This window comes from Benzoatithermus flavus, assembly GCF_037908215.1.
In the GTDB taxonomy this organism is placed as follows: Bacteria; Pseudomonadota; Alphaproteobacteria; order Geminicoccales; family Geminicoccaceae; genus Benzoatithermus; species Benzoatithermus flavus.
Map to the genome: position 1 here is coordinate 1 of NZ_JBBLZC010000037.1, position 23,403 is coordinate 23,403.

Annotated in this window: 19 protein-coding genes and 1 pseudogene; 8 read left to right on the top strand and 12 right to left on the bottom strand. The window is 70.3% G+C overall.

Features of this window, described 5'->3' with window-relative positions:
* Window positions 1-140 precede the first annotated feature (140 nt).
* Window positions 141-317 (top strand): annotated as a pseudogene (locus U1T56_RS22315) (hypothetical protein); the annotation flags it as partial.
* Between the two features lie 179 nt (window positions 318-496).
* On the opposite strand, the gene cobA reads toward U1T56_RS22315, so the two are convergent.
* The 7 genes from cobA to U1T56_RS22350 form a co-directional block, all read right to left on the bottom strand.
* Window positions 497-1,300, bottom strand: coding sequence for a uroporphyrinogen-III C-methyltransferase (cobA, locus tag U1T56_RS22320; protein WP_418161754.1), 804 nt, complete (start codon window positions 1,298-1,300; stop codon window positions 497-499).
* Complete coding sequence (locus U1T56_RS22325) at window positions 1,281-3,953, bottom strand: molybdopterin-dependent oxidoreductase (RefSeq protein ID WP_418161721.1); 2,673 nt, start codon at window positions 3,951-3,953, stop codon at window positions 1,281-1,283. Before U1T56_RS22325 ends, cobA begins: the two co-directional genes overlap by 20 nt.
* The gene (nirD, locus tag U1T56_RS22330) at window positions 3,950-4,294 is read right to left on the bottom strand and encodes a nitrite reductase small subunit NirD (protein WP_418161722.1); all 345 of its coding nucleotides are present in this window, start codon (window positions 4,292-4,294) and stop codon (window positions 3,950-3,952) included. Before nirD ends, U1T56_RS22325 begins: the two co-directional genes overlap by 4 nt.
* 5 nt (window positions 4,295-4,299) lie before the next feature.
* Window positions 4,300-6,789 (bottom strand): nitrite reductase large subunit NirB, encoded by a 2,490-nt coding sequence (gene nirB, locus U1T56_RS22335; protein ID WP_418161723.1) that lies wholly within the window; start codon window positions 6,787-6,789, stop codon window positions 4,300-4,302.
* Between the two features lie 27 nt (window positions 6,790-6,816).
* Window positions 6,817-8,028, bottom strand: coding sequence for a nitrate/nitrite transporter (locus U1T56_RS22340; RefSeq protein WP_418161724.1), 1,212 nt, complete (start codon window positions 8,026-8,028; stop codon window positions 6,817-6,819).
* Between the two features lie 505 nt (window positions 8,029-8,533).
* Entirely contained in the window at window positions 8,534-9,577 is a 1,044-nt protein-coding gene (locus U1T56_RS22345; protein WP_418161725.1) for an ABC transporter substrate-binding protein, read from the bottom strand.
* On the bottom strand, window positions 9,567-10,160 hold the full coding sequence (locus U1T56_RS22350) for an ANTAR domain-containing response regulator (protein ID WP_418161726.1): 594 nt from the start codon (window positions 10,158-10,160) through the stop codon (window positions 9,567-9,569). Before U1T56_RS22350 ends, U1T56_RS22345 begins: the two co-directional genes overlap by 11 nt.
* Before the next feature lie 273 nt (window positions 10,161-10,433).
* On the opposite strand from U1T56_RS22350, the gene ppc reads away from it, so the two are divergent.
* The 7 genes from ppc (at window position 10,434) to hmuQ (ending at window position 17,887) form a co-directional block, all read left to right on the top strand.
* Window positions 10,434-13,208, top strand: coding sequence for a phosphoenolpyruvate carboxylase (ppc, locus tag U1T56_RS22355; RefSeq protein WP_418161727.1), 2,775 nt, complete (start codon window positions 10,434-10,436; stop codon window positions 13,206-13,208).
* A gap of 257 nt (window positions 13,209-13,465) precedes the next feature.
* On the top strand, window positions 13,466-13,690 hold the full coding sequence (locus U1T56_RS22360; protein WP_418161728.1) for a hypothetical protein: 225 nt from the start codon (window positions 13,466-13,468) through the stop codon (window positions 13,688-13,690).
* Window positions 13,691-13,778: 88 nt separating this feature from the next.
* Window positions 13,779-14,861 (top strand): patatin-like phospholipase family protein, encoded by a 1,083-nt coding sequence (locus U1T56_RS22365; RefSeq protein WP_418161729.1) that lies wholly within the window; start codon window positions 13,779-13,781, stop codon window positions 14,859-14,861.
* A gap of 66 nt (window positions 14,862-14,927) precedes the next feature.
* Complete coding sequence (locus tag U1T56_RS22370; protein ID WP_418161730.1) at window positions 14,928-15,248, top strand: histidine kinase dimerization/phospho-acceptor domain-containing protein; 321 nt, start codon at window positions 14,928-14,930, stop codon at window positions 15,246-15,248.
* Between the two features lie 334 nt (window positions 15,249-15,582).
* Window positions 15,583-17,130 (top strand): HWE histidine kinase domain-containing protein, encoded by a 1,548-nt coding sequence (locus U1T56_RS22375; RefSeq protein WP_418161731.1) that lies wholly within the window; start codon window positions 15,583-15,585, stop codon window positions 17,128-17,130.
* A 61-nt stretch (window positions 17,131-17,191) separates the two neighbouring features.
* Entirely contained in the window at window positions 17,192-17,449 is a 258-nt protein-coding gene (locus tag U1T56_RS22380; RefSeq protein WP_418161755.1) for a calcium-binding protein, read from the top strand.
* A gap of 111 nt (window positions 17,450-17,560) precedes the next feature.
* Window positions 17,561-17,887: a heme-degrading protein HmuQ gene (gene hmuQ, locus U1T56_RS22385; RefSeq protein WP_418161732.1), complete on the top strand. Its 327-nt coding sequence runs from the start codon at window positions 17,561-17,563 to the stop codon at window positions 17,885-17,887.
* A 3-nt stretch (window positions 17,888-17,890) separates the two neighbouring features.
* Here the strand turns inward: hmuQ and U1T56_RS22390 are convergent, their stop codons facing one another.
* From U1T56_RS22390 to rbsK, 5 genes are all read right to left on the bottom strand, one after another.
* On the bottom strand, window positions 17,891-18,964 hold the full coding sequence (locus U1T56_RS22390; RefSeq protein ID WP_418161733.1) for an ABC transporter ATP-binding protein: 1,074 nt from the start codon (window positions 18,962-18,964) through the stop codon (window positions 17,891-17,893).
* 62 nt (window positions 18,965-19,026) lie between these two features.
* Window positions 19,027-20,481 carry an extracellular solute-binding protein gene (locus tag U1T56_RS22395; RefSeq protein ID WP_418161734.1) on the bottom strand — a complete coding sequence of 485 codons (1,455 nt, stop codon included), beginning with the start codon at window positions 20,479-20,481 and terminating at the stop codon, window positions 19,027-19,029.
* A 41-nt stretch (window positions 20,482-20,522) separates the two neighbouring features.
* Window positions 20,523-21,563, bottom strand: coding sequence for a carbohydrate ABC transporter permease (locus U1T56_RS22400; RefSeq protein WP_418161735.1), 1,041 nt, complete (start codon window positions 21,561-21,563; stop codon window positions 20,523-20,525).
* Window positions 21,560-22,459, bottom strand: coding sequence for a carbohydrate ABC transporter permease (locus U1T56_RS22405; protein WP_418161736.1), 900 nt, complete (start codon window positions 22,457-22,459; stop codon window positions 21,560-21,562). Before U1T56_RS22405 ends, U1T56_RS22400 begins: the two co-directional genes overlap by 4 nt.
* Window positions 22,456-23,397: a ribokinase gene (gene rbsK, locus U1T56_RS22410; protein WP_418161737.1), complete on the bottom strand. Its 942-nt coding sequence runs from the start codon at window positions 23,395-23,397 to the stop codon at window positions 22,456-22,458. The genes U1T56_RS22405 and rbsK overlap by 4 nt, the downstream gene beginning before the upstream one ends.
* Window positions 23,398-23,403 lie beyond the last annotated feature (6 nt).

Consider the following 23,403-nt stretch of genomic DNA (forward strand, 5'->3'; position numbering starts at 1 on the left):
TCCCCCCGAGCCGCAGATGCTGCAGGAAGGCGGGCCGGCACGACGGCGCGTGGTGGTGCAGGCCACGCCAGGAGCGGCCCTCGAAATGATCGAGGCCACGCTCTTCTGAACCGCGCCGGGATTCCCGGAGGCTTCACCATTTGCAAGGATGGAGCCATGGGAACGAAGAAGCCATACCCGGCGGAGCTGCGTGCGCGCGCCGTCCGCCTCGTGCGCGAGCAGGAAGCCGAGCACGCCTCACGGGCGGCGGCGAGCCGCTCGATCGCATCGTCGACTTCGCCTGCGTCGGCGCGCGTCTGGTCATCGAGGTCGATGGCGGTCAGCATGCCGAGCGTGCGGCGGATCGGGCTCGTGATGCCGATCACCGGCGGCGGGGCCGAAGCGGCGGGGCGGATCGCAGCACGAACGGACAGCGCCTGACCCGTATCGCGGCTGCCGCTCGCCGACCCGACCGCACCCCGGTGCTTCGTCGCCGCCAGTGGTCGGCGCGGCCGTTTCAGGCCGCGTCGCGTTCCAGGATCGTCTCGACGGCCACGAGCGAGAGCACGTCGCCGATCAGGATCAGGGTCGGCCCCTTAAGCCCGGCTGCGGTCACGGCCGCGACGATGCCGGCGAGGTTAGCTTCGATCCGCCGCTCGTCCGGCAGGCTCGCGTTCTCGGTCGCGACCACGGGCGTGCCCGGCGCCATGCCCGCCTCGAGCAGGCACGCCGCCAGCTCTGGCAGGGTCCGGGTTCCCATGTAGACCGCGAGCGTGCCGCCGGAGCGGGCGAGGGCTTGCCAGTCATGCGCGGGCAGGCCCTCGTCGTCCTGACCATGGCCGGCGACGAGGTGCAGGCTGCGGGCAATGCCGCGGTGGGTGAGCGGCACGCCGAGGCTCGCGGCGGCGGCGAAGGCGGCGCTGATGCCGGGGACGATCTCGACCGCCACCCCGGCAGCGCGCAGGGCCGCGATCTCCTCGCCGCCGCGGGCGAAAAGGGACGGGTCGCCGCCCTTGAGGCGGACGACGTGCGCTCCGGCCCGCGCATGCTCGAGCAGCAGCCGGTTGATCGCGGTCTGACTCAAAGGATGCCGGCCGCAGCGCTTGCCGACGTCGATCCGGCGCGCGCCGCCTCGGGCGAGCTCGAGGATCGCGGGATTGACGAGCTTGTCGTAGAGGATCACGTCGGCCTGCTGCAGCGCCTTGAGTGCCTTCAGGGTCAGAAGCTCGGGATCGCCGGGCCCGGCGCCGATCAGGGTCGCCCGGCCGAGCGGGCGGGGCTTGGCCGCGGATGTCATCGGCTCACGCGGCGGCTGCGGCATGGACGTCACGGATGATCTCCCTGAGCTCGGGGATGCAGGAGCCGCAGCCGGTGCCGGCGCGGAGCGCCGAGCCCAGCTCGGCGATGCTGGTGAGCCGGCGTGCGACGATGGCCGCGCGCAGCGTGGCGAGGCCGACGGAGAAGCAGGCGCAGACCGTCCGGCCGCCTTCGTCGGTGCAGCCGGCGCTCCGGCCAGCGAGGAGGGCGGCTCGTGCCCCCTCGGCGACCGGTCCGCCCAGAAGCCCGGCCAGCGTCTCGCGGGTGGGCAGCGGGGCGGCGCTGCCGGCAGCGGCGAGGAACAGGCAGGCCTCGAGACGGCCGCTCGTCAGCGTCGCAAAGCGCCAGACCCGCCGGCCGGGATCGACCACCTCGAGATGGTCGGCGGCGGCCGGCACGTCGAGAAGGCGCCACGCCATCGCCGTGAGCGCCTGCCCCTGCGGCAGCTCGCCCGAGCCGGCGAGCTCGAGCGCGTGGCCCCGGGCGAGCGGAATGCGGGACCAGTGAATGTCGGGCTCGGCCGGAGCGACCGGCCGGCGATGCAGCAGGAGGCCGCGCCAGCGGATCGCGACCGGCTCGGCCGCGACCGGCGTCGCCTTCAGCTCGGGCTGGCCCGAGACCGGGTCGCACGCTGCGCCGACCAGCCGCGCCACCGGTCCGGCCGAAGCGAAGGCATGGGTCCAATGCATCGGCACGAAGACCTCGCCCTCGCGCTGGGTCGCGCTCACGGCGGCGTGCAAGACCAGGCTGCCGTCGGCGCTCGTCAGGCGGACGAGGCCGCCGTCGGCGATGCCGAGCCGGGCCGCATCGCCAGGGGCGAGCGTCGCGGTCGGTGCACCGATATGGGCGAGGAGCTTCGGCACGCGACCGGTGCGGGTCATGGTGTGCCACTGGTCGCGCACCCGGCCGGTGTTGAGGAGGAGCGGCCGCTCGGCGTCCGGCTGCTGCGCGGGCGGACGGAACGGTGTCGGCACGAGCCGGGCGCGGCCGTCGGGCGTAGGAAAGCCGCCCGCCGCGAACAGCCGCCCACCCTCGCTCGCAGCGCCCGCCGGCAACGGCCAGCGGCAGGGCTCGAGAGCATCGTAGGCGGCGGAATCGAGCGTCGCGAGGGCACCCAGATCGAACGGCCGACGGCCAGCATTCAGCATGGCCGAAAGCGTCGCATGCTCGCGGAAGATCGCGGCCGGCCCGTTCCAGGCGAAGGCCTCGTCCCAGCCCATGCGCCGTGCGACCTGGGCCAGAATCCACCAGTCGGCCTTCGCCTCGCCGGGCGGTTTCCGGAACGGACGCTGGCGCGAGAGCCGCCGCTCGGAATTGGTGACGGTGCCGTCCTTCTCACCCCAGCCCGCCGCAGGCAGAACGAGGTCGGCGAGAGCGGTCGTGTCGGTGGGCCAGCAGTCCGAGACGACGACGAACGGGCAGGCTTCCAGCGCCTCGCGCACCCGCTGCGCCCGTGGCAGGCTCGCGGCCGGGTTGGTCGCGACGATCCAAAGGGCCTTGATGCGACCGTCGCGGACGGCCTCGAACATCTCGACCGCCTTCAGGCCCGGCCGGGTGGCGAGATTGGGAGCGCGCCAGAACGCCCGCACGCGCTCGACGTCGATGGGATCATCGAACCGGCCGTGCGCGGCGAGCTGGTTGGCGAGGCCGCCGACCTCGCGCCCGCCCATGGCGTTGGGCTGGCCCGTGAGCGAGAACGGGCCGGCACCGGGCTTGCCGATCCGGCCGGTGGCGAGATGGCAGTTGATGATGGCATTGACCTTGTCGGTCCCGGCCGAGGACTGGTTCACGCCCTGCGAGAAGGCGGTGACGGTCCGCGGCGTCGTGGCGAACCAGTCATAGAAAAGGGCGATGTCGCTGCGCGCGAGCCCGGTGATCGCGGCGACCCGGTCGAGGTCGCCGGCCGTGGTCCGGGCCGTCGCCAGCGTCTCCTCGAGCCCGCTCGCGTGCGCGTCGAGCCAAGCCCGATCGAGGGCATCGTGGTCGGCGAGGTGGACGATGAGGCCCGCGAGCAAGGCCACGTCGCTGCCGGGTGCCAGCGCCAGATGCAGGTCGGCCTCCTCGCAGGCAGCGGTGCGGCGCGGGTCGATCGTGACGATCCGCGTGCCGCGGCGGGCCTTCGCCGCGAGCAGGCGCCGATGCAGCACCGGATGGCACCAGGCGGCGTTGCTGCCGACGAGGACGACGAGATCGGCCTCCTCGAGGTCGTCGTAGATGCCGGGCACCACGTCGGCGCCGAAGGCGCGCCCATGGCCGGCGACGGTGGAGGCCATGCACAGACGCGAGTTGGTGTCGATGTTGGCGCTGCCGATGAAGCCCTTCATCAGCTTGTTGGCGACGTAGTAGTCCTCGGTCAGGCACTGCCCCGAGACATAGAAGGCGACCGCGTCCGGCCCGTGCTCGGCGATCACGGCCGCGAAGCGCTCGGCGACGAGATCGAGCGCCTCGTTCCAGCTCACCCGCCGACCGTGAAGGAGCGGATGGGTGAGCCGGTCCTCGTCCGCGAGCGTCTCGGCCAGGGCCGACCCCTTGGAGCACAGCCGGCCGCGGTTCGCAGGATGCTCCGGATCGCCCACGATGCTGCCGTCGGGGCGGGCGATCACCCCGCAACCCACGCCGCAATAGGGACAGGTGGTCCGCACACCGGCCTCGGTCATGACCGCCTCCGGCCACTGAGGTCGAGCAGCACGCCGCCGTGCTCGATGCGTACCGGGATGCGGCGTACACAGCCGCGGTCCGGCGCCAGAGCTTCGCCGCTCGCGAGGTCGATGACCCAGTTGTGCAGGGGGCAGGTCACGGACCGGCCGTGGACGATGCCCGCTGAGAGCGGACCGCCCTTGTGCGGGCAGCGGTCGTCGAGGGCGAACACCTCGTCGCGCAGGGTGCGGAACAGGGCGACGTCACCCATGGGTGTCGCCACCACCCTGGCCCCCTGGCGCGGGATATCCTCGACCTGGCCGACGGCGACCCAGTAGTTCGTCAGGGTTTCGGTCGTCATCGGCCTCACTCCGCCGGTACCAGGGTGCGGAACGGCTCGGCCGCGGGAGTTTCGGCTCTTCGCGTGACGGCGCTGGCCCGCTCGGCCCAGGGATCGGTCTGGGCGAAGCGCTGGGCGTGGAGGAAGCGCTCGTGGAGCGCCTTCCGCCCCGCCTCGTCCGCGACGATGCGCCGGCGGACATGATCGATCCCGACCCGCTCGACCCAGTGCGCCGTCCGCTCGAGGTAGCGCGCCTCCTCGCGGTAGAGCTGAAGGAAGGCGCCGCAATGTTCGAGCACCTCCTCCTTTGTCGCCACCTTGCACAAGAGATCGGTCACCCGGACCTTGATGCCGCCGTTGCCGGCCACGTGCAGCTCCCAGCCGCTCTCGACCGCGACCACGCCGAAGTCCTTGATCGTGGCTTCCGCGCAGTTGCGCGGGCAGCCCGAGACCGCGAGTTTCACCTTGTGCGGGTGCCAGGAGCCCCAGGCCATCCGCTCGAGGGCGATGCCCATGGCGGTCGAATCCTGCGTGCCGAAACGGCACCATTCCGAGCCCACGCAGGTCTTCACGGTGCGCAGCGCCTTGCCGTAAGCGTGGCCGGAGACGAGGCCCGCCGCGTTGAGATCGCGCCAGACCTCCGGGAGCTGCTCGCGACGCACGCCGAGAAGGTCGATCCGCTGCCCGCCCGTGACCTTGACGGTCGGGATCCGGTGCTTCTCGACCACGTCGGCGATGGCGCGCAGCTCGTGCGCGTTGGTGAGCCCGCCCCACATGCGCGGGACCACCGAGTAGGTGCCGTCCTTCTGGATGTTCGCGTGCATCCGCTCGTTGACGAAGCGGGACTGGGCGTCGTCCCGATACTCGCCGGGCCAGGCGCAGAGCAGGTAGAAGTTGAGCGCCGGACGGCAGATGTGGCAGCCGTCGGGCGTGGTCCAGCCGAGCTCGGCCATGACCGCCGGGATCGATTTCAGACCCCGCTCGACGATCTCGCGCCGCACCCGGTCGTGCCCGAGGCCTGTGCACCGGCACATGGGCTTCTCGCCTTCGGGGGCCGTGTAGCCCGTGCCGAGGGCCAGCTTCAGCAGCCCTTCGACTTTGGGCGTGCAGCTCCCGCAGGAAGCCGAGGCCTTGGTGTGCGCGCGCACGGCATCGAGCGTCTTGAGGCCCTGGGCCTCGATGGCGTTCAGGACCTTGCCCTTGCACACGCCGTTGCAGCCGCAGATCTCGGCCTCGGCCGGGAGCGCCGCGAGCGCCGCCGCCGGATCGGCCGGGGCACCGCTGCCTTGCGCTGCGGTCGCGACCGCCTCACCGAAGATGGCGAGGTCGCGCAGCTCGCCCAGAGGCTCGCCGCGGCGCAGGAGATCGAGGTACCAGCCGCCGTCACGCGCATCACCGTAGAGGACGACGCCTACGAGGCGCTCCTCGCGGAGCACGAGGCGCTTGTAGACGCCGCGTGCGGGATCGCGGAACACGACCTCCTCGCTGCCCGCGCCGCCCACGAAGTCGCCGGCCGAGTACATGTCGATGCCGGTCACCTTGAGCCGCGTGCCGCTTACCGCGGCTGCGAAGACGCTCTCGGCCGCGCCCGTCAGCCGGTCGGCGCAGACCTTGGTCATGTCCCAGATCGGCGCCACGAGCCCGTAGGTGACGCCCCGGTGCTCGACGCACTCGCCAACGGCGAAGATCCGCGGATCGGAGGTCCGCATGCCGTCGTCGACCACCACGCCGCGGCGGCACTCGAGGCCGATGCTGCGGGCGAGCGCCGCGTTCGGTCGGATGCCGACGGCCATGACGACGAGATCGGCCGGAAGCTCGCGGCCGTCCTTCAGCCGGACGGCCCGCACACGATCCTCACCGAGCAGTGCTTCGGTATCGGCCGCGGTGAGCACGTGGATTCCGCGCCGCTCGAGATCGGCCGCGAGCATGGCACCCGCGGTGGGGTCGAGCTGGCGCTCCATGAGCGTGGGCACGAGGTGGACGACGGTCACCTCCATCCCGTTCCGGGCGAGCCCATTCGCGGCCTCGAGGCCCAGGAGGCCGCCGCCGATGACGATGGCCCGGCCACCGCGGTGGGCCGCCTCCAGCATCGTCTCGACGTCGGCGACGTCGCGGAAGGTGACGACGCCCGCAAGATCCGTCCCCGGCACAGGAATGACGAACGGGTCGGAGCCGGTAGCGAGCAGCAGGACGTCGTAGGGTCGGACGGTCCCGTGCTCGCCGGCGACGAGCCTGGCTTCGCGGTCGACGTGGACGACCCGCTCGCCGGCCACGAGCTCGATACCGTTGGCCTCGTACCAGTCGAGCCTGTTGATGACGATGTCCTCGAACCGCTTCTCGCCCGCGAGCAGTGGCGAGAGCATGATGCGGTCGTAGTTCGGGTGCGGCTCGGCACCGAAGACGGTGATCCGGAACCGGTCGGGTGCCCGCGCCAGCACCTCCTCGACCGTGCGCATCCCGGCCATGCCGTTGCCGACGACGACGAGCCGCTTCCTCTCGTAAGCCTGCATGTTCATGGCGACGTGCTCCGCGTGAGGGTCGGCTCAGATCCGCGCCGCGCTCAGGGCGGCAGCGCCCCAGGTCGTGCGCCAGCGGCGCTTGACCCTGGAGAGCCCCGCGAGCGCTATGGCGGCGAGGAGCGCGAACAGAAGAAAGCCCGCCTGGTAGTCGCCGGTGAGCTCTTTGGCGTAGCCGAGGCTGGAGGCGAGATAGAAGCCGCCGACACCGCCCGTCATGCCGACGAGGCCGGTCATCACGCCGATCTCGCGGCGAAAGCGCTGCGGCACGAGCTGGAACACGGCCCCGTTGCCCATGCCGAGCGCCAGCATGGCGATGACGAAGACCAGAAGCGCCATCCACGCTTGCGGCAGCCCGATACTGACGATGCCGAGCGCCAGCGCTGCCACGGCGTAGAGAACGCTGAGCGAGCGCACGCCGCCGACCCGATCGGCGACCGCACCGCCCAGAGGCCGCACGAGCGAGCCCGCGAAGACGCAGGCGGCCGTGAAGTAGCCCGCGATGACCGGGCTCAGTCCGTACTGGTCGTTGAAGTAGATCGTGAGCGAGGAGGCGAGGCCGACGAAGCCGCCGAAGGTCACGCTGTAGAAGAACATGAACCACCAGGCGTCGCCGGTCTGGAGCACCTCGAGATGCTCGGCGAGGCTCTTGGGCGGCGGGCAGTCGGGGCTGTCCTTGGCAAGGACGAGATAGACCAGGAACGTCGCCGCCAGCGGGATCGAGACGAGACCCAGCACGTCGTTCCAGCCGAACGCCGCGGCCAGGCCCGGTGCGAGCAGCGCTGCCAGCACCGTGCCCGAGTTGCCGGCGCCTGCGATGCCGAGCGCCGTGCCCTGATGCTCGGGCGGGTACCAGCGCGATACCAGCGGCAGCGCCACGGCGAAGGAAGCGCCGGCAACACCGAGGACGAGCCCGACGAGCAGCAACTGGACGAAGCTGTGTACGCCGAGCCACCAGGCGGCCACGAGTCCGGCGATGACCACGAGCTGGCCGATCGCGCCGGCGCGCTTCGGCTTCAGGTGATCGACGAGAATGCCGTTCACCACGCGGAAGAAAGCACCGGCCAGGACCGGTGTCGCCACCATCAGGCCCTTCTGGGCCGGACTCAACGCAAGATCCTGGGCGATCTGGACCGCGAGCGGGCCCAGGATCACCCAGGCCATGAAGCTGAGATCGAAGTAGAGGAACGCAGCGACGAGGGTGGGCAGATGTCCTGCCTCGAGGAAGCCCTTGTTCATGAGAGAAGCCCTGAGGGCGAACCGCCGTTGGTTCGCCGGTCACGGGTCGGAGGCCGCCTGTAGCGCCCCGGTTCGCGGGCCGCCGCCGCCGTTGACGGATGCCCGGACCGCGGCCGGCACGATGCCGGCGAAGGAGCGGTCATATCACCTCGAGAGCAAATCCGATGCCAGGTATTCGGACCCGCAGATCGAGGGCTCGCGCGGTGATCGCTGCTGCTGCAGTGCACAAGGGTTGAGCGCAATCGTGCCCAATTCCTGGGCACTTCCACCGTTCTGCCGTCGTTTCCAGCACGGTCCGAGCTTCGCGTTCGAAGGGGTGAGAATGCGGAAGGAGGTAGCCGGAGAAGGCAGCCGGAGAAGGTGGCGCGGCGGATCGAGGTTCGAGCCGGCCGGTGCAGCGAGCGAAGTCCTCGCGGGACGAGCGAACGAGAATGACAGGGACTCGTGGCCCGGCAGTGTCGTTCGCTCGTCTCCTCCTTCCGGCCCTCGCGGTGTTTGTTCCGCGTCAGGACGGATCGGGCAGCTCGCGGAGGCCTATCGCCCGCGCCGCCTCGGCGTAGAGGTCGGGCCGGTAGAGCCGCTCGGCCTTCGCTGCCGCATCCGCCGGTAGCGCGCGCCAGCGCCCCATCTGGCGCGTGAGCCATCGCGCGTGCGCGCGAGAGGGAAAGGTGGCCGCGTGCGCCGCGAACAGCGAACGGTCGACGTCGGCGCTTTCGCCACTGCCGAGCGAAGGCGCGATCAACTCGGCGGGCACCCCGACACGCGCCCGCGCCGCTAGGAGCACCGCCAGCGCTCCCGCCTCGACCGGATCGCCGCAGATCGCGCTTGCCCGCAACAGCGCCCGCAGCAGCCCCTGCAACTCCGCCGGATGCCGCGCCGCCCAATCGGCCCGCGCCGCTAGGCACTTCTCGGGATGGTTCGGCCAGATGGCGGACGACAGCAAGACGGTCCGTCCGATGCCGGACCGTGCCGCCACCGCACCCCACGGCGCACCGGCGCAGAAGCCGTCGATCCGACCCGATGCGAGCGCTGCGGCCGTTTCCACCGGCGGCACCACGACCAGCTCGACGTCCTGCTCCGGGTCGATGCCGCTCGCGGCGAGCCAGCAGCGCAAGAGCAGATCGTGGGTCGAGAAGGTGTGGACCACGGCGAGCCGCGGCCGCCGGGGGCGCGAGCGGAGGAGGTGCCGGAGCCGCTGCCCGGCCTCGGGCGGGGAGAGGCGCTCGTCGCCCTCGAGCACGGCATCGGCCAGCTTCCGCGTCAGAACGATCGAGTTGCCGTTGAGGCTCAAGCCCATCGGCACGACGAGCGGCGCTTTTGGTCCGCGCAGCCCGAACTCCATGGCGAGCGCCAAGGGCGGCAGCATCATCGCCGCATCGAGCAGGCCGAAGGCGAGCTTGTCGGCGATGTTGGCCCAGGACGGCTCGACCGAGAGCTGAACCGCGGCACCCTCGGCCGCGAAGAGACCGAGCGCTTCGGCCAGAAACACCGGTGCGGCGTCGGTCAGGCGCAAAAGGCCCAGCCTGACCGGCCACGCATCATCCGGCATCGCCCCGATCCTCCTCTCCCGTTTCCTCGCGCGCCACGAGCTCGGCCGCGATGTCTACGATCCGCAGGCCCCGATCCATCGCCCGTCGGCGCAGCCAGCGATAGGCTGCGGGCTCGCTCAGCCTCTGCCGTCGCATGAGCAGCGCCTTCGCCCGCTCGACGAGCCGCCGCTCCTCGAGCGCGGCTTCGGCCCGGCGCAGCTCGTCCTCGATCCTGCGGTAGCGCCGGAACATCGCCACCGCCGCGGCCACGATCGGCTTCACGTCCGGCAGCGAAGCGCCCACCACGTTGTAGGAGCTGACCCCGGCCTCGATCGCGGCCTCCATGAACGCGGGATCGTCGTGGTCGACGAACATCACCACCGGTCGCGGATCGTCCCTCGCGATGTGGCGGATATCGTCGAGGGCGTCGCGGTCGGGGCGGGCCATGTCGACGATGATGAGGTCCGGCCGTTCCCGCGCCACCGCGTCCCGCAAGGCTTCGCCCGCCCGTGGCCGTACGCTCGCCGTGGCACCGGCCGCGACGAGCCGGGCCTCGACGAGGCGCGCCCGATCCGGGTCGGTGTCGGCGAGCAGGACCTTCAAGGCGGAACCTCCACGGGAGTTCTCGCTGCGGCACAAGCAAGCCATGTGCCAATGCCCGCTCGGGGCAACGGAGCATGCCTGCTGCTCCGCTCCGGACCTTGAGGACAGACGATTCCCCGAGTAGCCTTCGCCGACCGGGCTTCATGCCGGGAGATGCCCCGAGCCTTCACGTCCCTTCTGCCTGTTCGGCCCGGCGTACCTTCGTATGGCATATGGCCGCGGCGCCGAGCCGGGCCGTCTTTCCATGGCAACGGTCATCGGGAGCAGATCGCGATGAGCTTGGCCGAGCTGCACCAAGGCGAGACGGTTGCCAAGGACCTGCCGCTGCGCGAGGACATCCGCCTGCTCGGCACCATCCTCGGCGATACGGTGCGTGCCCAGGAGGGCGAGACCGTGTTCGGCCTGGTCGAGGGCATCCGACAGACCTCCGTCCGCTTCCACCGCGACGAGGATCAAGTTGCGCGCGCCGAGCTCGAGACCCTGCTGAACGGCCTGTCGCCCAAGCAGACCACCCGGATCATCCGCGCCTTCAGCTACTTCTCCCACCTCGCCAACATCGCCGAGGACCTGCACCACATCCGCCGCACCCGCGCGCACGACCTGGCCGGCTCGCCGCCACGCGAAGGCACCTTGGCGCATGCCCTCGACCGCGCGCAGCAGGCCGGCATCACGCCCGACCAGCTCCGGGCCTTCTTCGCCGATGCCGTGGTCAGCCCCGTGCTCACCGCTCACCCCACCGAGGTCCGGCGCAAGAGCGCGCAGAACCGCGAGATGGAGATCGCGCGGCTGCTGACCGAGCGCGAGCGGGTCCGGCTCACGCCGGAGGAGCGGGCGACGAGCGACGAGGCCCTACGGCGGGCCGTGCTCATCCTGTGGCAGACCAGCATCCTGCGCTGGACCAGGCTCACCGTCCTCGACGAGGTCGAGAACGGCCTCTCCTATTACGGCACCACCTTCCTGCACGAGCTGCCACGGCTCTACACCGCGCTCGAGGACAGGCTCGCCGTGCTCGATCCGACCTGGGCCGAGAGGGAGGTCCCCTCCTTCTTGCGCATGGGCAGCTGGATCGGGGGCGACCGCGACGGCAACCCGTTCGTCACCGCCGACGTGCTGCGTCGGGCCATACGGCTGCAGAGCACCCGCGCGCTCGGCTTCTACCTCGAGGAGCTGCACGAGCTCGGCGGCGAGCTCTCGCTCAACAGCCGGAACGTCTGTGTCTCCGAGCCGCTGCAAGCGCTGGCCGACCGCTCGCCGGACCGCTCCGAGCGCCGTCGGGACGAGCCTTACCGGCGCGCCATCTCCGGCGTCTATGCCCGCCTGGCTGCGACGGCGCACGCCCTCGGCCTGCCCGAGGTGCAGCGCCATCCGGTGGGCGACGCCCCGCCCTACGGATCCGCCGACGAACTGCGGGCCGAGCTCGACATCCTCGACCGCTCGCTCAAGGAGAACGGCTCGGCCATCCTGGCGCGCGGGCGGCTGCGTCACCTCAGGCGGGCGGTCGATCTGTTCGGGTTCCACCTCGCCAGCCTGGACCTGCGCCAGAATGCCGAGGTCCACGAGCGCACGGTCGGCGAGCTGCTCGAGGTCGCCCGCCCCGGCACCTTCTATGCCGGGCTCGCCGAGACGGCGCGCATCGCCCTTCTGCTGGAGGAGCTCGCGACGCCACGGCTGCTGGCCTCCCCCTTCGTGGCCTATTCCGAGGAGACGAACGCGGAGCTCGCGATCTTCAGGACCGCCGCGGAGATGCGCCGGCTCTATGGCCCGGCCGCGGTGACGAGCTGCATCATCTCCAAGGCCGAGGGGATCTCGGACGTGCTCGAGGTGGCGCTGCTGCTCAAGGAAGCCGGGCTGCTGCGGCCGGGCGAGGGTGCTCTGGACGTGAACATCGTCCCGCTGTTCGAGACGATCCCGGACCTGCAGCGCTGCCCGCGCGTCATGGACGAGCTCCTGAGCCTGCCCGGATACCGGCGCCTGCTGGAGCGCCGCGGCCGGGTGCAGGAGGTCATGCTCGGCTATTCCGACAGCAACAAGGATGGCGGGTTCGTCACCTCCGGCTGGGAGCTGTACAAGGCGGAGATCGGCCTGGTCGAGGTGTTCCGCCGGCACGGCATCCGGCTGCGGCTGTTCCACGGCCGGGGCGGTTCGGTGGGCCGGGGCGGCGGCCCGAGCTACCAGGCGATCCTGGCCCAGCCCGGCGGCGCCGTGCAGGGGCAGATCCGCATCACCGAGCAGGGCGAGACGATCGCCGGCAAGTATGCCAACCCCGAGCTCGGGCGGCGCAACCTCGAGGTCCTCGCCGCGGCGACGCTGGAAGCGAGTCTGCTGCAGCCGGACCGGGCGGCACCGCGCGAGGCGTATCTGGCGGCGATGGAGGAGCTGTCGGCCCATGCTTACCGGGCCTATCGCGGCCTCGTATACGAGACTGCGGGCTTCGAACGCTATTTTTGGGAATCCACGGTCATCGGCGAGATCGCGACGCTCAACATCGGCAGCCGGCCGGCCTCGCGCAAGCGGACACGGAGCATCGAGGACCTGCGGGCGATCCCCTGGGTGTTCAGCTGGGCGCAGTGCCGGCTGATGCTGCCGGGCTGGTACGGCTTCGGGACCGCGGTCGGGGCGTGGCTCGAGGCACACCCCGAGGACGGAATGTCGGTGCTGCAGGCGATGTATGCCGAGTGGCCGTTCTTCCAGATGCTGTTGTCGAACATGGACATGGTGCTGGCCAAGAGCAGCCTCGCCATCGCCTCGCGCTACGCTGCGCTGGTGGCGGACGCCGAGCTGCGTGAGGCGGTGTTCCAGCGGATCCGGACCGAATGGCAGGCCTCGACCGAGGCTCTGCTGGCGATCATGGGCCATCGCTCGCTGCTCGAAGGCAATCCGCTGCTGGCGCGCTCGCTGCGGCATCGCCTGCCCTATCTCGACCCGCTGAACCACTTGCAGGTGGAGCTGCTGCGCCGGCACCGCGCGTCGGACGGCGACGAGCGGGTGCTGCGCGGGATCCAGCTGACGATCAACGGGATCGCTGCCGGCCTGCGCAACACCGGCTGAGCCGACGATGCCCGGGCTCCCGGTCGCCGGGCCCGTGCATCGGGCCATGGCATCGCCGCCTGATCCACCCTCTCCTGCAATGCTGCAGTGCAGCATTGCGGCTGGTGCCGCCGTCGGTCCGATAGCATTTCTTGACTTGTGGGCCCGTCGAGAGGCCCGGCAGGTCAGGGAGCGTGGCCGCCCAGCCCGGTCGGTCGCAATCTCCCGGCCTTCGCGGGCACGATCCCGCCAGGGCCGGTCTCATAGGGATCGGATCCATGGACCTGCTCGAGACCATCCAGCGCCTTTGGTACCGGCAACGCGCCTTTCGGGCCATGCTCGCCCAGCTCGAGAGCCATTCGGACCGCGAGCTGATGCGCGATCTGCGCCTCACGCGCGCCGACCTCCCGCAGCTCGCCTACGAGGAGGCGGCACGGCGCGCGGTGGCGCTCGCGCGCCGGCAGACGACGGCGGCGAAGCTTCCCGTCCGGCCGCATGGCTGACGTCCTGAACCGGACGCGCCCGATGGGCGCGATCGCGGCCCTGCGGGACGCCGCTGCCGTGCCATCGGCTCCGGTCCTCCGGGATCGGATGGCGGCAGCACGCCGGCCCGTACGCACCGGGCCGCCTCGCGGCAGGCGACGGATCAACCTGGCGCTGCAGGGCGGCGGGGCGCATGGCGCCTTCACCTGGGGCGTGCTCGACCGGCTCCTGGAGGAGCCCGATCTCGAGATCGTCGGCGTTTCCGGGGCGAGCGCCGGTGCCATGAACGCCACCGTCATGGCGCACGGGCTCGCGGTCGGCGGACACGAGGGGGCTCGTGCCGCGCTCGCCGCGTTCTGGGACCGGCTCGCCGTGATGGCGCGCAGCAGCCCGCTGGCGTTCGGCCCGCTCGAGCGCGTCACCGGCCGGGCGCTGGGCCGGCTCTGGCTGGCCGGCATCTCGCAGGTGGCCTCGCCCTACGACCTCAATCCTGCCGGCTACAATCCGCTCCGGGTCGTGCTCGAGGACACGATCGACTTCGCCCGGCTGCGGCGGCAGGCGCCGGTGAAGCTGTTCGTCTGCGCCACCAACGCCCGCACCGGCCAGCTCAAGGTGTTCGGGCCCGAGGCGATCAGCCTCGATGCGGTGCTTGCCTCGGCATGTTTGCCGCAGCTGTTTCATGCCATCGAGATCGACGGTGAGCACTACTGGGACGGCGGCTACATCGCGAACCCGCCGGTGCTGCCGCTGGTGACCGGCACGGATTGCGGCGACACACTGATCGTGCAGATCGACCCGATCCGGATCGAGGCACTGCCGACCAGCGCGCGGGCGATCCGCGAGCGTCTGCAGGTGCTGGCGTTCAACGCCGGCTTCTTGCGCGAGATGCACGCCATCGCCGCGCTCGGCCGAGCGCTCGATCGTGGCGGGCAGGGGGCGCTGGCGCGGCTGCGCCGGCTTGCCGGCAGGCTCGGGATCGGTCGTCGGCCGGTGCGCCTGCACCTGATCGAGGCCGAGGCGGCGCTGGCGCGGCTGGACGCGACGAGCAAGCTTGCCGTAGGCGATGCGGCGTTCCTGGCCGAGCTGTTCACCCTTGGTCGCGGGCAGGCCGAGGGCTTCCTCGCTCGCCACAAAGATGCCATCGGCGTGCGCTCCTCGCTGGACGTCGCGGCGCGGTTTCCTGGCGAGTGACGCCATGCCGAAGGCGATCGGCCCGGTGCCGTCCCGGGTGGGGGCGGCCGATGACGGAGGGCGGCGATGATCGGGCTGGGCAGGACTGCCGCTGGCGGGCTCCATTACGAGCAGATCGAGCACGAGCTGCGGACACCGCTGGCCTCGATCCGCTCGGCAGCCGAGATCCTGCGCGACTACCCCGATCTGGACGAGGCCGAGCGGCGCTGCTTCGTGCAGCTCCTCGTGGTGGAGAGCGAGCGGCTCGGCAACGCGGTCGAGCTCCTGCTCGGACATTCTGGCCTGCAGCGGGCGCTGCAGCACAGAGAACTCCGTTCGGACGGCACCGTCAGCTCGGGACGAGGCCGGTTGCCGGCGAGTGGGAAGGCAGCTGCCTGCTCGGCATGATCCCGTCCCCCGGACCCTCGCGCGCCGGCTATCTCGACCCGGCGACACGTGGCACCTCGACGAGGTCGTGATTGCCATCGCCGGCAAGAAGCCAACAAGGCGCTGGTATAATATTTCGATGTATATCAATAAAAGGCGCTGAACAACCATGAGTAGATAGGCGGGATCTTTCGCAGATCATGCTGCACTGCGGCAAAAGAGCCTTTGTTAGCCTCTTGCGTTAGAGCATCCCGAGCTGATAATCGCGCCACTCAGCCACGGTATCTTATCGATAGTTGAATAAAACCAGACCGGACCAGATTTGAGGTGTGTCCGGCGGCTTGGGGCCATCGACATGTCGGCAGGTATGTGGGTCGACGGCGCCTGCGCTCCTGGCAGGGAGCCGGCGTGCGCCGGCCCGATCCGGTGGTGGACGCGGGAGCGGAGGCCCACCGCGGTTCTGCTCGCGGGCCTCGTGTTCTTTCTGCTCGTCGTGCCGCTCGTCCAGCGCGACATCGGGCATCTGAGCGCCGTTGTCGACGGGCAGCGGCACACGTTCGAGCTCCTGCGGCTCGTCAAGTCGAGCCTCGGCAATCTCGATGATGCCGAGAGCGCCCGGCACGAGTTCCTGCACACGCGCATGCCGTCGGCTCTGGAACGCTATCGGGCAGCCGCCGCGCGCGTCGAGGCCGATCTCGCCTACCTCGATGCTGCCGAGGCGAGCGGCCTGCTGCAGGGAAGGGCCGTCGAGCTCCGGCAGCTCGTGCGGGCCGGCCTGGCCGAACTCGAGGAGCCGGGCGCGTCCGGGCGAGAAGCACTGTCGGAGCAGCCCCGCGACATTCCGCCCGCGAAAGGCGGGGACCCCGTAGCGCGGCTGCGCACCCTCGCGACCATCGTCGAGACGGAGAGCTGGGCACGAATCGACGAGCTGACCGCGCGTGCCCGCGCTGCCCGGTACCGGCTCGATCTCGTTCTTGGCGCCGCCTGTCTGCTCGGCCTCGTCCTTTTCGGGCTGGTCGGGCTCGGCCTCGACGCCGTCTGCGCCGCACGCCGCCGGGTGGAGCTCCACCGCGCCGCGAGCGAGGCCCGGCGGCGCGGGACCGTCGATACGGCGGTCGACGGCGCTCCCGTCATCGGCAGGGCCGGTACCGTCGCATCGGCGAAGCCGACCGTGGAGCGGGGGCTCGGCCATGCGCCACACGAGCTCGCGACCCGCGACGTCCCCGCGCCGATGCCGGCCTATCACCGCCAGGAGCACGGTGACGATGTCGCGAGCTGCGCCACGACGGGCAGGTGGCGGGCCGACGACCGGCAGGCGCTGCTCGTGCGCGAGCTCCGCCACCGGGTCAAGAACATCCTCGCCGTGGTGCAGAACATGGCCCTTCTCACCGGCCGGCAGGCGGAAAGCTACGAGGCGTTCCGCGAGGCCTTCCAGCATCGGCTGCGGGCGCTCGCGAGCGCCAACGAGCTCCTGACCGGCGCCGATTGGGAGACCGCGAGCCTCGAGGCGCTGGTGCGGCGGGCTCTCCTGCCGCACGGCCTCGATGGCGGGCAGCGCTTCGTGCTGCATGTGGCGCCGAAGGTGGTCGTGAGCGCCAGGCTGGCCCAGGACCTGGCGCTGGCCCTCCACGAGCTCGCCACGAACGCCGTCAAGCATGGAGCGCTCGCGGCTCCCCGGGGCCGTGTCCTGATCGGGGCCGGCATCGTCGGGCACGATCGTTCCACGCTGCGGCTGGTCTGGCGCGAGGAGGGCGGGCCGTCGGTCGAGCCGCCCGGACGCCAGGGCTTCGGCACCCGTCTGCTCGCCGAGCTGTTCGGGCATCGGCCGGGGGGCGAGGTGCGGATGGAATGGCGGCCGGAAGGACTGGTGTGCCGGATCGAGGCGCCGCTCGCGGCTGCCTGACGCGACGCGCCGATATCGCCCGTTGCAGGAAAATTCGTCGACCGGACAGGCTCGCGTGCCGATGCCGGACGATCTGCCCGACGAGGACTACGACCTCGCCGTCACCCGGTACGCGCCGGGTGTCACCGACGGCACCGACACGCTGCGCGGCCTCGGCGGCGATGGCGTGCTTCGGGGCGGCTTCGGCGCCGACCTGATCCGGGGCGATGCCGGCTGGGACCGCCTCCACGGCGAGGCGGGCGCCGACCTGTTCGTGTTCGGTCCGGGCGACACGGGGCCGGCCCCGGACAGCGCGACATCCGGCGACTTCCATCTCTGACGTTCGTGGGGCCGGGCCGCCCGTGCTCGCGAAAAAGCCTCTCGCTCCCTTGCCGGCGGCGTTCCGGCGGGCATGTTCGAAAGGCCGAACCGTTGCGGGAGATCTTCGCGCATGTTCATCGCCATGAACCGCTTTGCCGTGAAAAAGGGCAGCGAGGCCGATTTCGAGGCGGTCTGGCTCGGCCGCGACACCCACCTCGAGGGCGTGCCGGGCTTCGTCGAGTTCCATCTCCTGAAAGGGCCGGAACGCGAGGACCACGTGCTCTACGCCTCGCACACGGTCTGGCGCTCGCGCGAGGACTTCGAGGCCTGGACGCGCTCGGAGGCGTTCCGCCTGGCGCACCGCCATGCCGGCGACAACAAGCCGCTCTATCTCGGCCACCCGATGTTCGAGGGCTTCGAGGTGCTCCAGACCGTCGTGCCGCGCGGCGCGCGGTGAGCTTCAGAGCGCCCGGCCGGTCAGGGGATCGAACAGATGGAGCCGGGCCGGATCGGGCACGATCCCGCACGGCCGGTCGATCGCGAGCGGCCAGTGCGGCGGGAGCTGGGCGATGAAGCGGTGGCCGGCGAGCTCGCCGATGGCGAGCTGGGTCGGGCCCAAAGGCTCGATCTCGCGCACCACGAGACGCAGGGGTGCCGTCTCGTCGCCGCCCGTCACGTGCTCGGGCCGGAGCCCCAGCGTCACCTGCCGCCGACCGTTCGGCGGCCCCAGGCGCTGCAGGAACGGCTCGGGCAGAGGCATGCGGCTGCCGTCGCCGAGCACGAGGTCGCCGTCCGCGATCTCGGCCGGCAGGAAGTTCATCGACGGGGCCCCGATGAAGCCCGCCACGAACGTGTTGGCCGGGCGCTCGTAGAGCTCGAGCGGGCGGGCGGCCTGCTCGATCCGGCCCTGGTGCATGACCACGACCCGATCGGCCAGCGTCATGGCCTCGACCTGGTCGTGGGTGACGTAGACCACGGTGTTGCCGAGCCGGCGGTGAAGCTGCTTGATCTCGGTGCGCATCTCGATCCGGAGCTTGGCATCGAGGTTCGAGAGCGGCTCGTCGAACAGGAACACGTCGGGCCGGCGCACGATGGCGCGGCCGATCGCGACCCGCTGGCGCTGCCCGCCCGAGAGCTGCTTCGGCCGGCGGTCGAGCAGCGGCTGCAGTCCCAGGATGCGTGCCGCCTCCTCGACCGCCCGCTCCCGCTCCTCCTTCGGCACGCCGCGCACCTTCATGCCGTAGGCGATGTTCTGGCGCACGGTCATGTGCGGGTAGAGCGCGTAGTTCTGGAACACCATGGCGCAGTTGCGCAGGCCTGCCCGCAAGGTCGTGACGTCGCGCTCGCCGATCCGGATCGTTCCCGAGCTCGCGAGCTCGAGCCCGGCGATCATCCGCAAGGTCGTAGTCTTGCCGCAGCCCGAAGGCCCGACCAGCACCACGAACTCCTTGTCCGCGATCTCGAGATCGAGCTCGGGAATGACCGTGATCTCGCCGAACCGCTTCGTGACCCGCGAGAGGCTTACCTGCGCCATGGTGTTCTTTTCATCGTGAGAAGAGCACCGCCGGGCGGGAACCATCCGGCGGCAGGACATCGTCAGAGCGGCGGCAGGCCCATCGACGCGCGATAGGCGGCGAGCTGGGTCTTGCGGCCGAACTCGTCGGTCAGCCGGTTCCACTCCTTGGCCACGTTGTCGAGCGCCTGCTGCGGCGTCACCTCACCGGCGAGAGCCTTCGAGAGCTCGATCTCGAGCACCTCGGTGTAGCTGAAGTAGCCGGGCAAGCGCATATCGAGCGCCACGTTCTTGGCATTCATGGAGTCCAGCTGAGCGCCCAGATATTCCTTGGCCTCGCGTTCGGTGAACAGCCCCTTCCACCGGTCCAGGTTCTGCACGTGGCTGTAGCGGTAGGGATTGACGCCGGTACCGCCCGTGACCGCCGCCTTGCCCGAGACCTCGGGACTCGTCAGCGTCTGGATGAAGTTCCAGGCCGCCTCCTGGTTCTTGGAGGCCTGTGGCACGGCGATCTGCCAGCCGCCGAACGCCATGAAGGAAGTCTGGACGGGCTCCGGGAACTTGTCCCACTTCTTGGCCTTGTAGTTCCACACCTCGTCCGAGCTCGGCAGCACCGACGAGCCGACCTTGCCCGGAATCTTCGACTGCTTGGGATCGGCCGCGATCACGCCCGTATCGCCCCAGCCGATCGATTCCGCGACCTGACCACCCGCCATGGCGGCGTTCACCTCGCCGAACGAGAAGTTGAGCGCGTTGGGTGGGGCGAGCTTCGAGGCGCGGATGTACTCCTCGAGGCCGCGTACCCAGCCCGGATTGTTGATTTGCGCGTCCATCGTCTCGGGATCGAAGAACATCGAGCCCGGATGGTCGGGATGGTTGGTGTAGGCCGCGGCGTGGCTGAAGAAGAACCAGAACTGCTGCCCGCCACGCCGGAACGCCTCGGCCGTGCCCCACAGATTCTGCTCGGGCCGGGTGAAGAACTCGGCGATGTCGAGATACTGCTTCCAGGTCTTGGGCGGCGCCAGATCGTAGCCGTACTTGGCCTTGAAGTTCGCCTTCTCTTTCGGATCCTCGAACAGGTCGATCCGGTAGGTGGTGGCGTGCAGGTCACCGTCCATGGTCTGGGAGAGCACCTTGCCGTCCCACACCATCAGCCGCTCGCGGTAGACCGGGTGGATGTCCTCCCAGTCCTTGCCCTGCCGCATCGCGGCCGGCATCTCGGTCAGGAACGGCGTGAAGTCCGGCGTCCAGGCCGGAGCGAAGGTGATGGCGTCGAAGGTGGCCTCCCCGCCCGAGAGCGCCGTCGCGATCTTGGGGTAGAGCTCCGACCACGGGAACTCGACCACATTCACCGTGCCGCAGGTCTTCTCCTTCCACACCGCCGCCGCCTGGGTCAAGGCCGAGGCGATGTAGGGGCCGGTCTGGGTTCCGATCGTGATCTTGACCTTGGAGTAGTCGGGGTTGCACGCGGCCTCGGCAACCGTGACCGTCGCGGCCAGCGCCAGCGCGCTCGCGGCAGCGAGCAGAAGCTTTCTCATCCTATCGTCTCCCTGAAGTCGTTCGTTCATGCACGCGGTCGCTACTTGATGGCTCCGAGCAGCAGGCCGGACCGCATCAGCCGGCTGAGGAGCGCCGCCATCACCATCATCGGCACGATGGCGATGAGAGCCGCGGCCGAGATCGCCCACCACTCGTCGCCGCGCTGGCTGTTCTGGCCCGCGACCAGGATCGGCAGGGTCTGCCAGTCCGAGGTGGTGAGGAAGAGCGCGAACAGGAACTCGTTCCAGACGAAGCTCAGCGTGATCAGGAAGGTGGCCACCAGTCCCGGCAGCGACATCGGCAGCACGATCTCGGCGAAGATCCGCCAGCTCGGCACGTTGTCGACCATGGCCGCCTCCTCGACCTCGACCGGCAGCGCCTGGAAGAAGTCGCGCATGAGCCAGACCACGATCGGCAGCGAGAACGCCGTATAGCAGAGTGTCAGCCCCCAGAACGTGTCGATGAGCTTGAAGCCCATGCGGCCGATCTCGGTGTACATGAGGTAGAGCGCGAACGCCGTCACGATCGGCGGGAACATGCGCTGGCTCACGAACCAGAAGATGATGTCCTCGTTGCCGAGCACCGGCCCTGGCACGGGCAGCCGGTTCACGACGAGCGAGGCGAGGAGCGCCACCGGAAAGGCCGCAAGCAGCGCCTGCGCACGGGACAGCCCGAGCCAGCCCGTGAGTAGGAGATAACCGCCGAGGGCGGCGGCGAAGAAGACGATGCCCGAGAGCAGTCGCACCCGGAACGGGAAGCGCACGAGCGCGTAGGCCGCCATGGCACCCAGCAGGGTGGCGATCGAGGCCGAGGTCAGGCCGACCGCGGTCGAGTGCCAGAAGGTCTCGACGAACTCGCCGCGAATGCCGGCCACGATGTCGTACCAAGCCTGCAGCGACGGCTCGAAGTCGACGAAGGGGATGTAGGTCGGTCCGCCCACGACCGCAGGAGGCGTCTTGAAGGCCGTCACCACGACCCAGTAGAGCGGGAACAGCGTGAGGAAGGCCCAGAAGAAGCACAAGGCCGTGACGATGGCCCGGCCGATCGGTCCGAGGCCGGTGGCGGGGCGGGAAGGGCTCATCGCCGCTTCTCCAGGTGCGGCCGCAGGAGGGCGAGATAGACCGTGCCGATCACCGTGATGACGATGAGGAAGAGAAAGCTCAGGGCCGAGGTGTAGCCGAGGTTGAACTTCTTGAAGCCCTCCTGATAGGCGAACAGCGTCAGCGTCTCGGTCGAGATGCCGGGGCCGCCGCCGGTCATGACGAACACGGTGTCGATGATCTTGTAGCTCTCGATCAGGCGGATGAACACGACCGCGGCCGAGATCGGCAGCATCATCGGAAAAGTGATGTCCTTGAACTGCTGCCAGGGGGTCGCCCCCTCGATCTCGGCCGCCTCGTAGACCTCGTCGGGAAGCGTCTGCAGGCCGGCCAGCATCAGGAGGATCACGAAGGGGGTCCACTGCCAGACCTCGACCGCGATGATGGCCCCGAGCGCCCAGCGCGTCTCGGTGAGGAACGGCAGGTTCGGGAAGCCCAGATGCGTCATGAGCTGGTTGAGCGGCCCCATGGTGGGATTGAAGATCATCCGCGCCACCAGCGCCACCGCCACGGGCGCGAGCAGCATCGGCAGAAGGAAGCCCACGCGGAACAGCCGCTCGCCCGGCACCTTGGCATGGAGCGCCAGCGCCACGGCGAAGCCGATCACGTACTGCAGGGCCACGGCCGTGAACGCGATCAGCGAGGTCGTGCCGATCACGCGCCAGAAACGGGGCTGCTGCAGGAGGTTCAGATAATTGTCGAAGCCCACGAAGCGCGGCGGTGTGGGCGGGATCAGCCGGAAGCTCATGAAGCTCGTGGTGAGCGAGTAGACGAGTGGGAAGATCGAGACGATCAGCACCACCAGCACCGCCGGCCATATGAAGACGTGCCTGATCGGATCACGCGCGCGGGCGGACTCGAGATGGCTGTCACTCATCGTCCGGGTCCGCGCTCGAGCAGGGCCTCGATCTCGGCCCGCGTGGGCATGGAAGGTGCCGTGCCCGGCCGTGTCACCGAGATCCCGGCGGCGGCGCAGCCGAAGCGCACCGCCGAGACCGGGTCCATACCCTCGGCGAGCGCGGCGGCGAAGGCGCCGTTGAAGGCATCGCCCGCACCCGTGGTCTCCACCACAGGCCCGGCCGCGAAGGCCGGCACCAGCACCGATCGCTCGCGATCATGAAAAAGCGCCCCGCGCTCGCCGAGCGTGAGGACCGTGGCACCCGCACCCTTGGCGAGCAGCACGTCCGCGGCTCGTCTGGCATCGTCCACGCTCGCCACCGTGATGCCGGTGAGCGCTGCGGCCTCGGTCTCGTTGGGCGTGACGTAGTCGCAGAGCGCGAAGATCGCGTCCGGAAGATGGGCGGCCGGGGCCGGGTTCAGCACCGTCACGACACCGGCCGCTCTCGCGATCCCGAGCGCCCGGGAGGCCGTCGCGACCGGCTGCTCGAGCTGGGTCACGAACACGGCGGCATGTCGGATCGCATCCGCCGCGGCCTCGACGTCCGCGGCCGACAGCTCGGCGGCAGCGCCCGGCTCGACGATGATCGCGTTGTCGCCGCTCTCGCTGCTCACGAAGATGAAGGCGGCACCCGTAGGCTCCCGCTCGCTCGTGATCAACCGGCTCGTGTCGATGCCTTCCGCCTCCCAGGTCCGCCGCCCGAGCGATCCGAACTCGTCGGCCCCGACACGCGTGAGGAAGGTCACCCCGGCCCCGGCGCGCGCCGCCGCCACGGCCTGGTTCGAGCCCTTGCCGCCCGGCCCCATCTTGAAGCCGTCGCCCAAGATCGTCTCGCCCATGACCGGCAGGCGGCCGGCGCGGAAGGCGAGGTCGACGACGAAGATCCCGAGGATGGTCACACCTTGCTGGCGGCTCATGGCGAT

What these genes read in the sequence shown, in the direction of transcription:
- cobA (WP_418161754.1), bottom strand. Translation starts at nt 1,300, where the DNA reads ATGCCGCAGCCGCCGCGTGAGCCGATGACATCCGCGGCCAAGCCCCGC.
- U1T56_RS22325 (WP_418161721.1), bottom strand. Translation starts at nt 3,953, where the DNA reads ATGACCGAGGCCGGTGTGCGGACCACCTGTCCCTATTGCGGCGTGGGT.
- nirD (WP_418161722.1), bottom strand. Translation starts at nt 4,294, where the DNA reads ATGACGACCGAAACCCTGACGAACTACTGGGTCGCCGTCGGCCAGGTC.
- nirB (WP_418161723.1), bottom strand. Translation starts at nt 6,789, where the DNA reads ATGAACATGCAGGCTTACGAGAGGAAGCGGCTCGTCGTCGTCGGCAAC.
- U1T56_RS22340 (WP_418161724.1), bottom strand. Translation starts at nt 8,028, where the DNA reads ATGAACAAGGGCTTCCTCGAGGCAGGACATCTGCCCACCCTCGTCGCT.
- U1T56_RS22345 (WP_418161725.1), bottom strand. Translation starts at nt 9,577, where the DNA reads ATGCCGGATGATGCGTGGCCGGTCAGGCTGGGCCTTTTGCGCCTGACC.
- ppc (WP_418161727.1), top strand. Translation starts at nt 10,434, where the DNA reads ATGAGCTTGGCCGAGCTGCACCAAGGCGAGACGGTTGCCAAGGACCTG.
- U1T56_RS22360 (WP_418161728.1), top strand. Translation starts at nt 13,466, where the DNA reads ATGGACCTGCTCGAGACCATCCAGCGCCTTTGGTACCGGCAACGCGCC.
- U1T56_RS22365 (WP_418161729.1), top strand. Translation starts at nt 13,779, where the DNA reads ATGGCGGCAGCACGCCGGCCCGTACGCACCGGGCCGCCTCGCGGCAGG.
- U1T56_RS22370 (WP_418161730.1), top strand. Translation starts at nt 14,928, where the DNA reads ATGATCGGGCTGGGCAGGACTGCCGCTGGCGGGCTCCATTACGAGCAG.
- U1T56_RS22375 (WP_418161731.1), top strand. Translation starts at nt 15,583, where the DNA reads ATGTCGGCAGGTATGTGGGTCGACGGCGCCTGCGCTCCTGGCAGGGAG.
- U1T56_RS22380 (WP_418161755.1), top strand. Translation starts at nt 17,192, where the DNA reads ATGCCGGACGATCTGCCCGACGAGGACTACGACCTCGCCGTCACCCGG.
- hmuQ (WP_418161732.1), top strand. Translation starts at nt 17,561, where the DNA reads ATGTTCATCGCCATGAACCGCTTTGCCGTGAAAAAGGGCAGCGAGGCC.
- U1T56_RS22390 (WP_418161733.1), bottom strand. Translation starts at nt 18,964, where the DNA reads ATGGCGCAGGTAAGCCTCTCGCGGGTCACGAAGCGGTTCGGCGAGATC.
- U1T56_RS22395 (WP_418161734.1), bottom strand. Translation starts at nt 20,481, where the DNA reads ATGAGAAAGCTTCTGCTCGCTGCCGCGAGCGCGCTGGCGCTGGCCGCG.
- U1T56_RS22400 (WP_418161735.1), bottom strand. Translation starts at nt 21,563, where the DNA reads ATGAGCCCTTCCCGCCCCGCCACCGGCCTCGGACCGATCGGCCGGGCC.
- U1T56_RS22405 (WP_418161736.1), bottom strand. Translation starts at nt 22,459, where the DNA reads ATGAGTGACAGCCATCTCGAGTCCGCCCGCGCGCGTGATCCGATCAGG.
- rbsK (WP_418161737.1), bottom strand. Translation starts at nt 23,397, where the DNA reads ATGAGCCGCCAGCAAGGTGTGACCATCCTCGGGATCTTCGTCGTCGAC.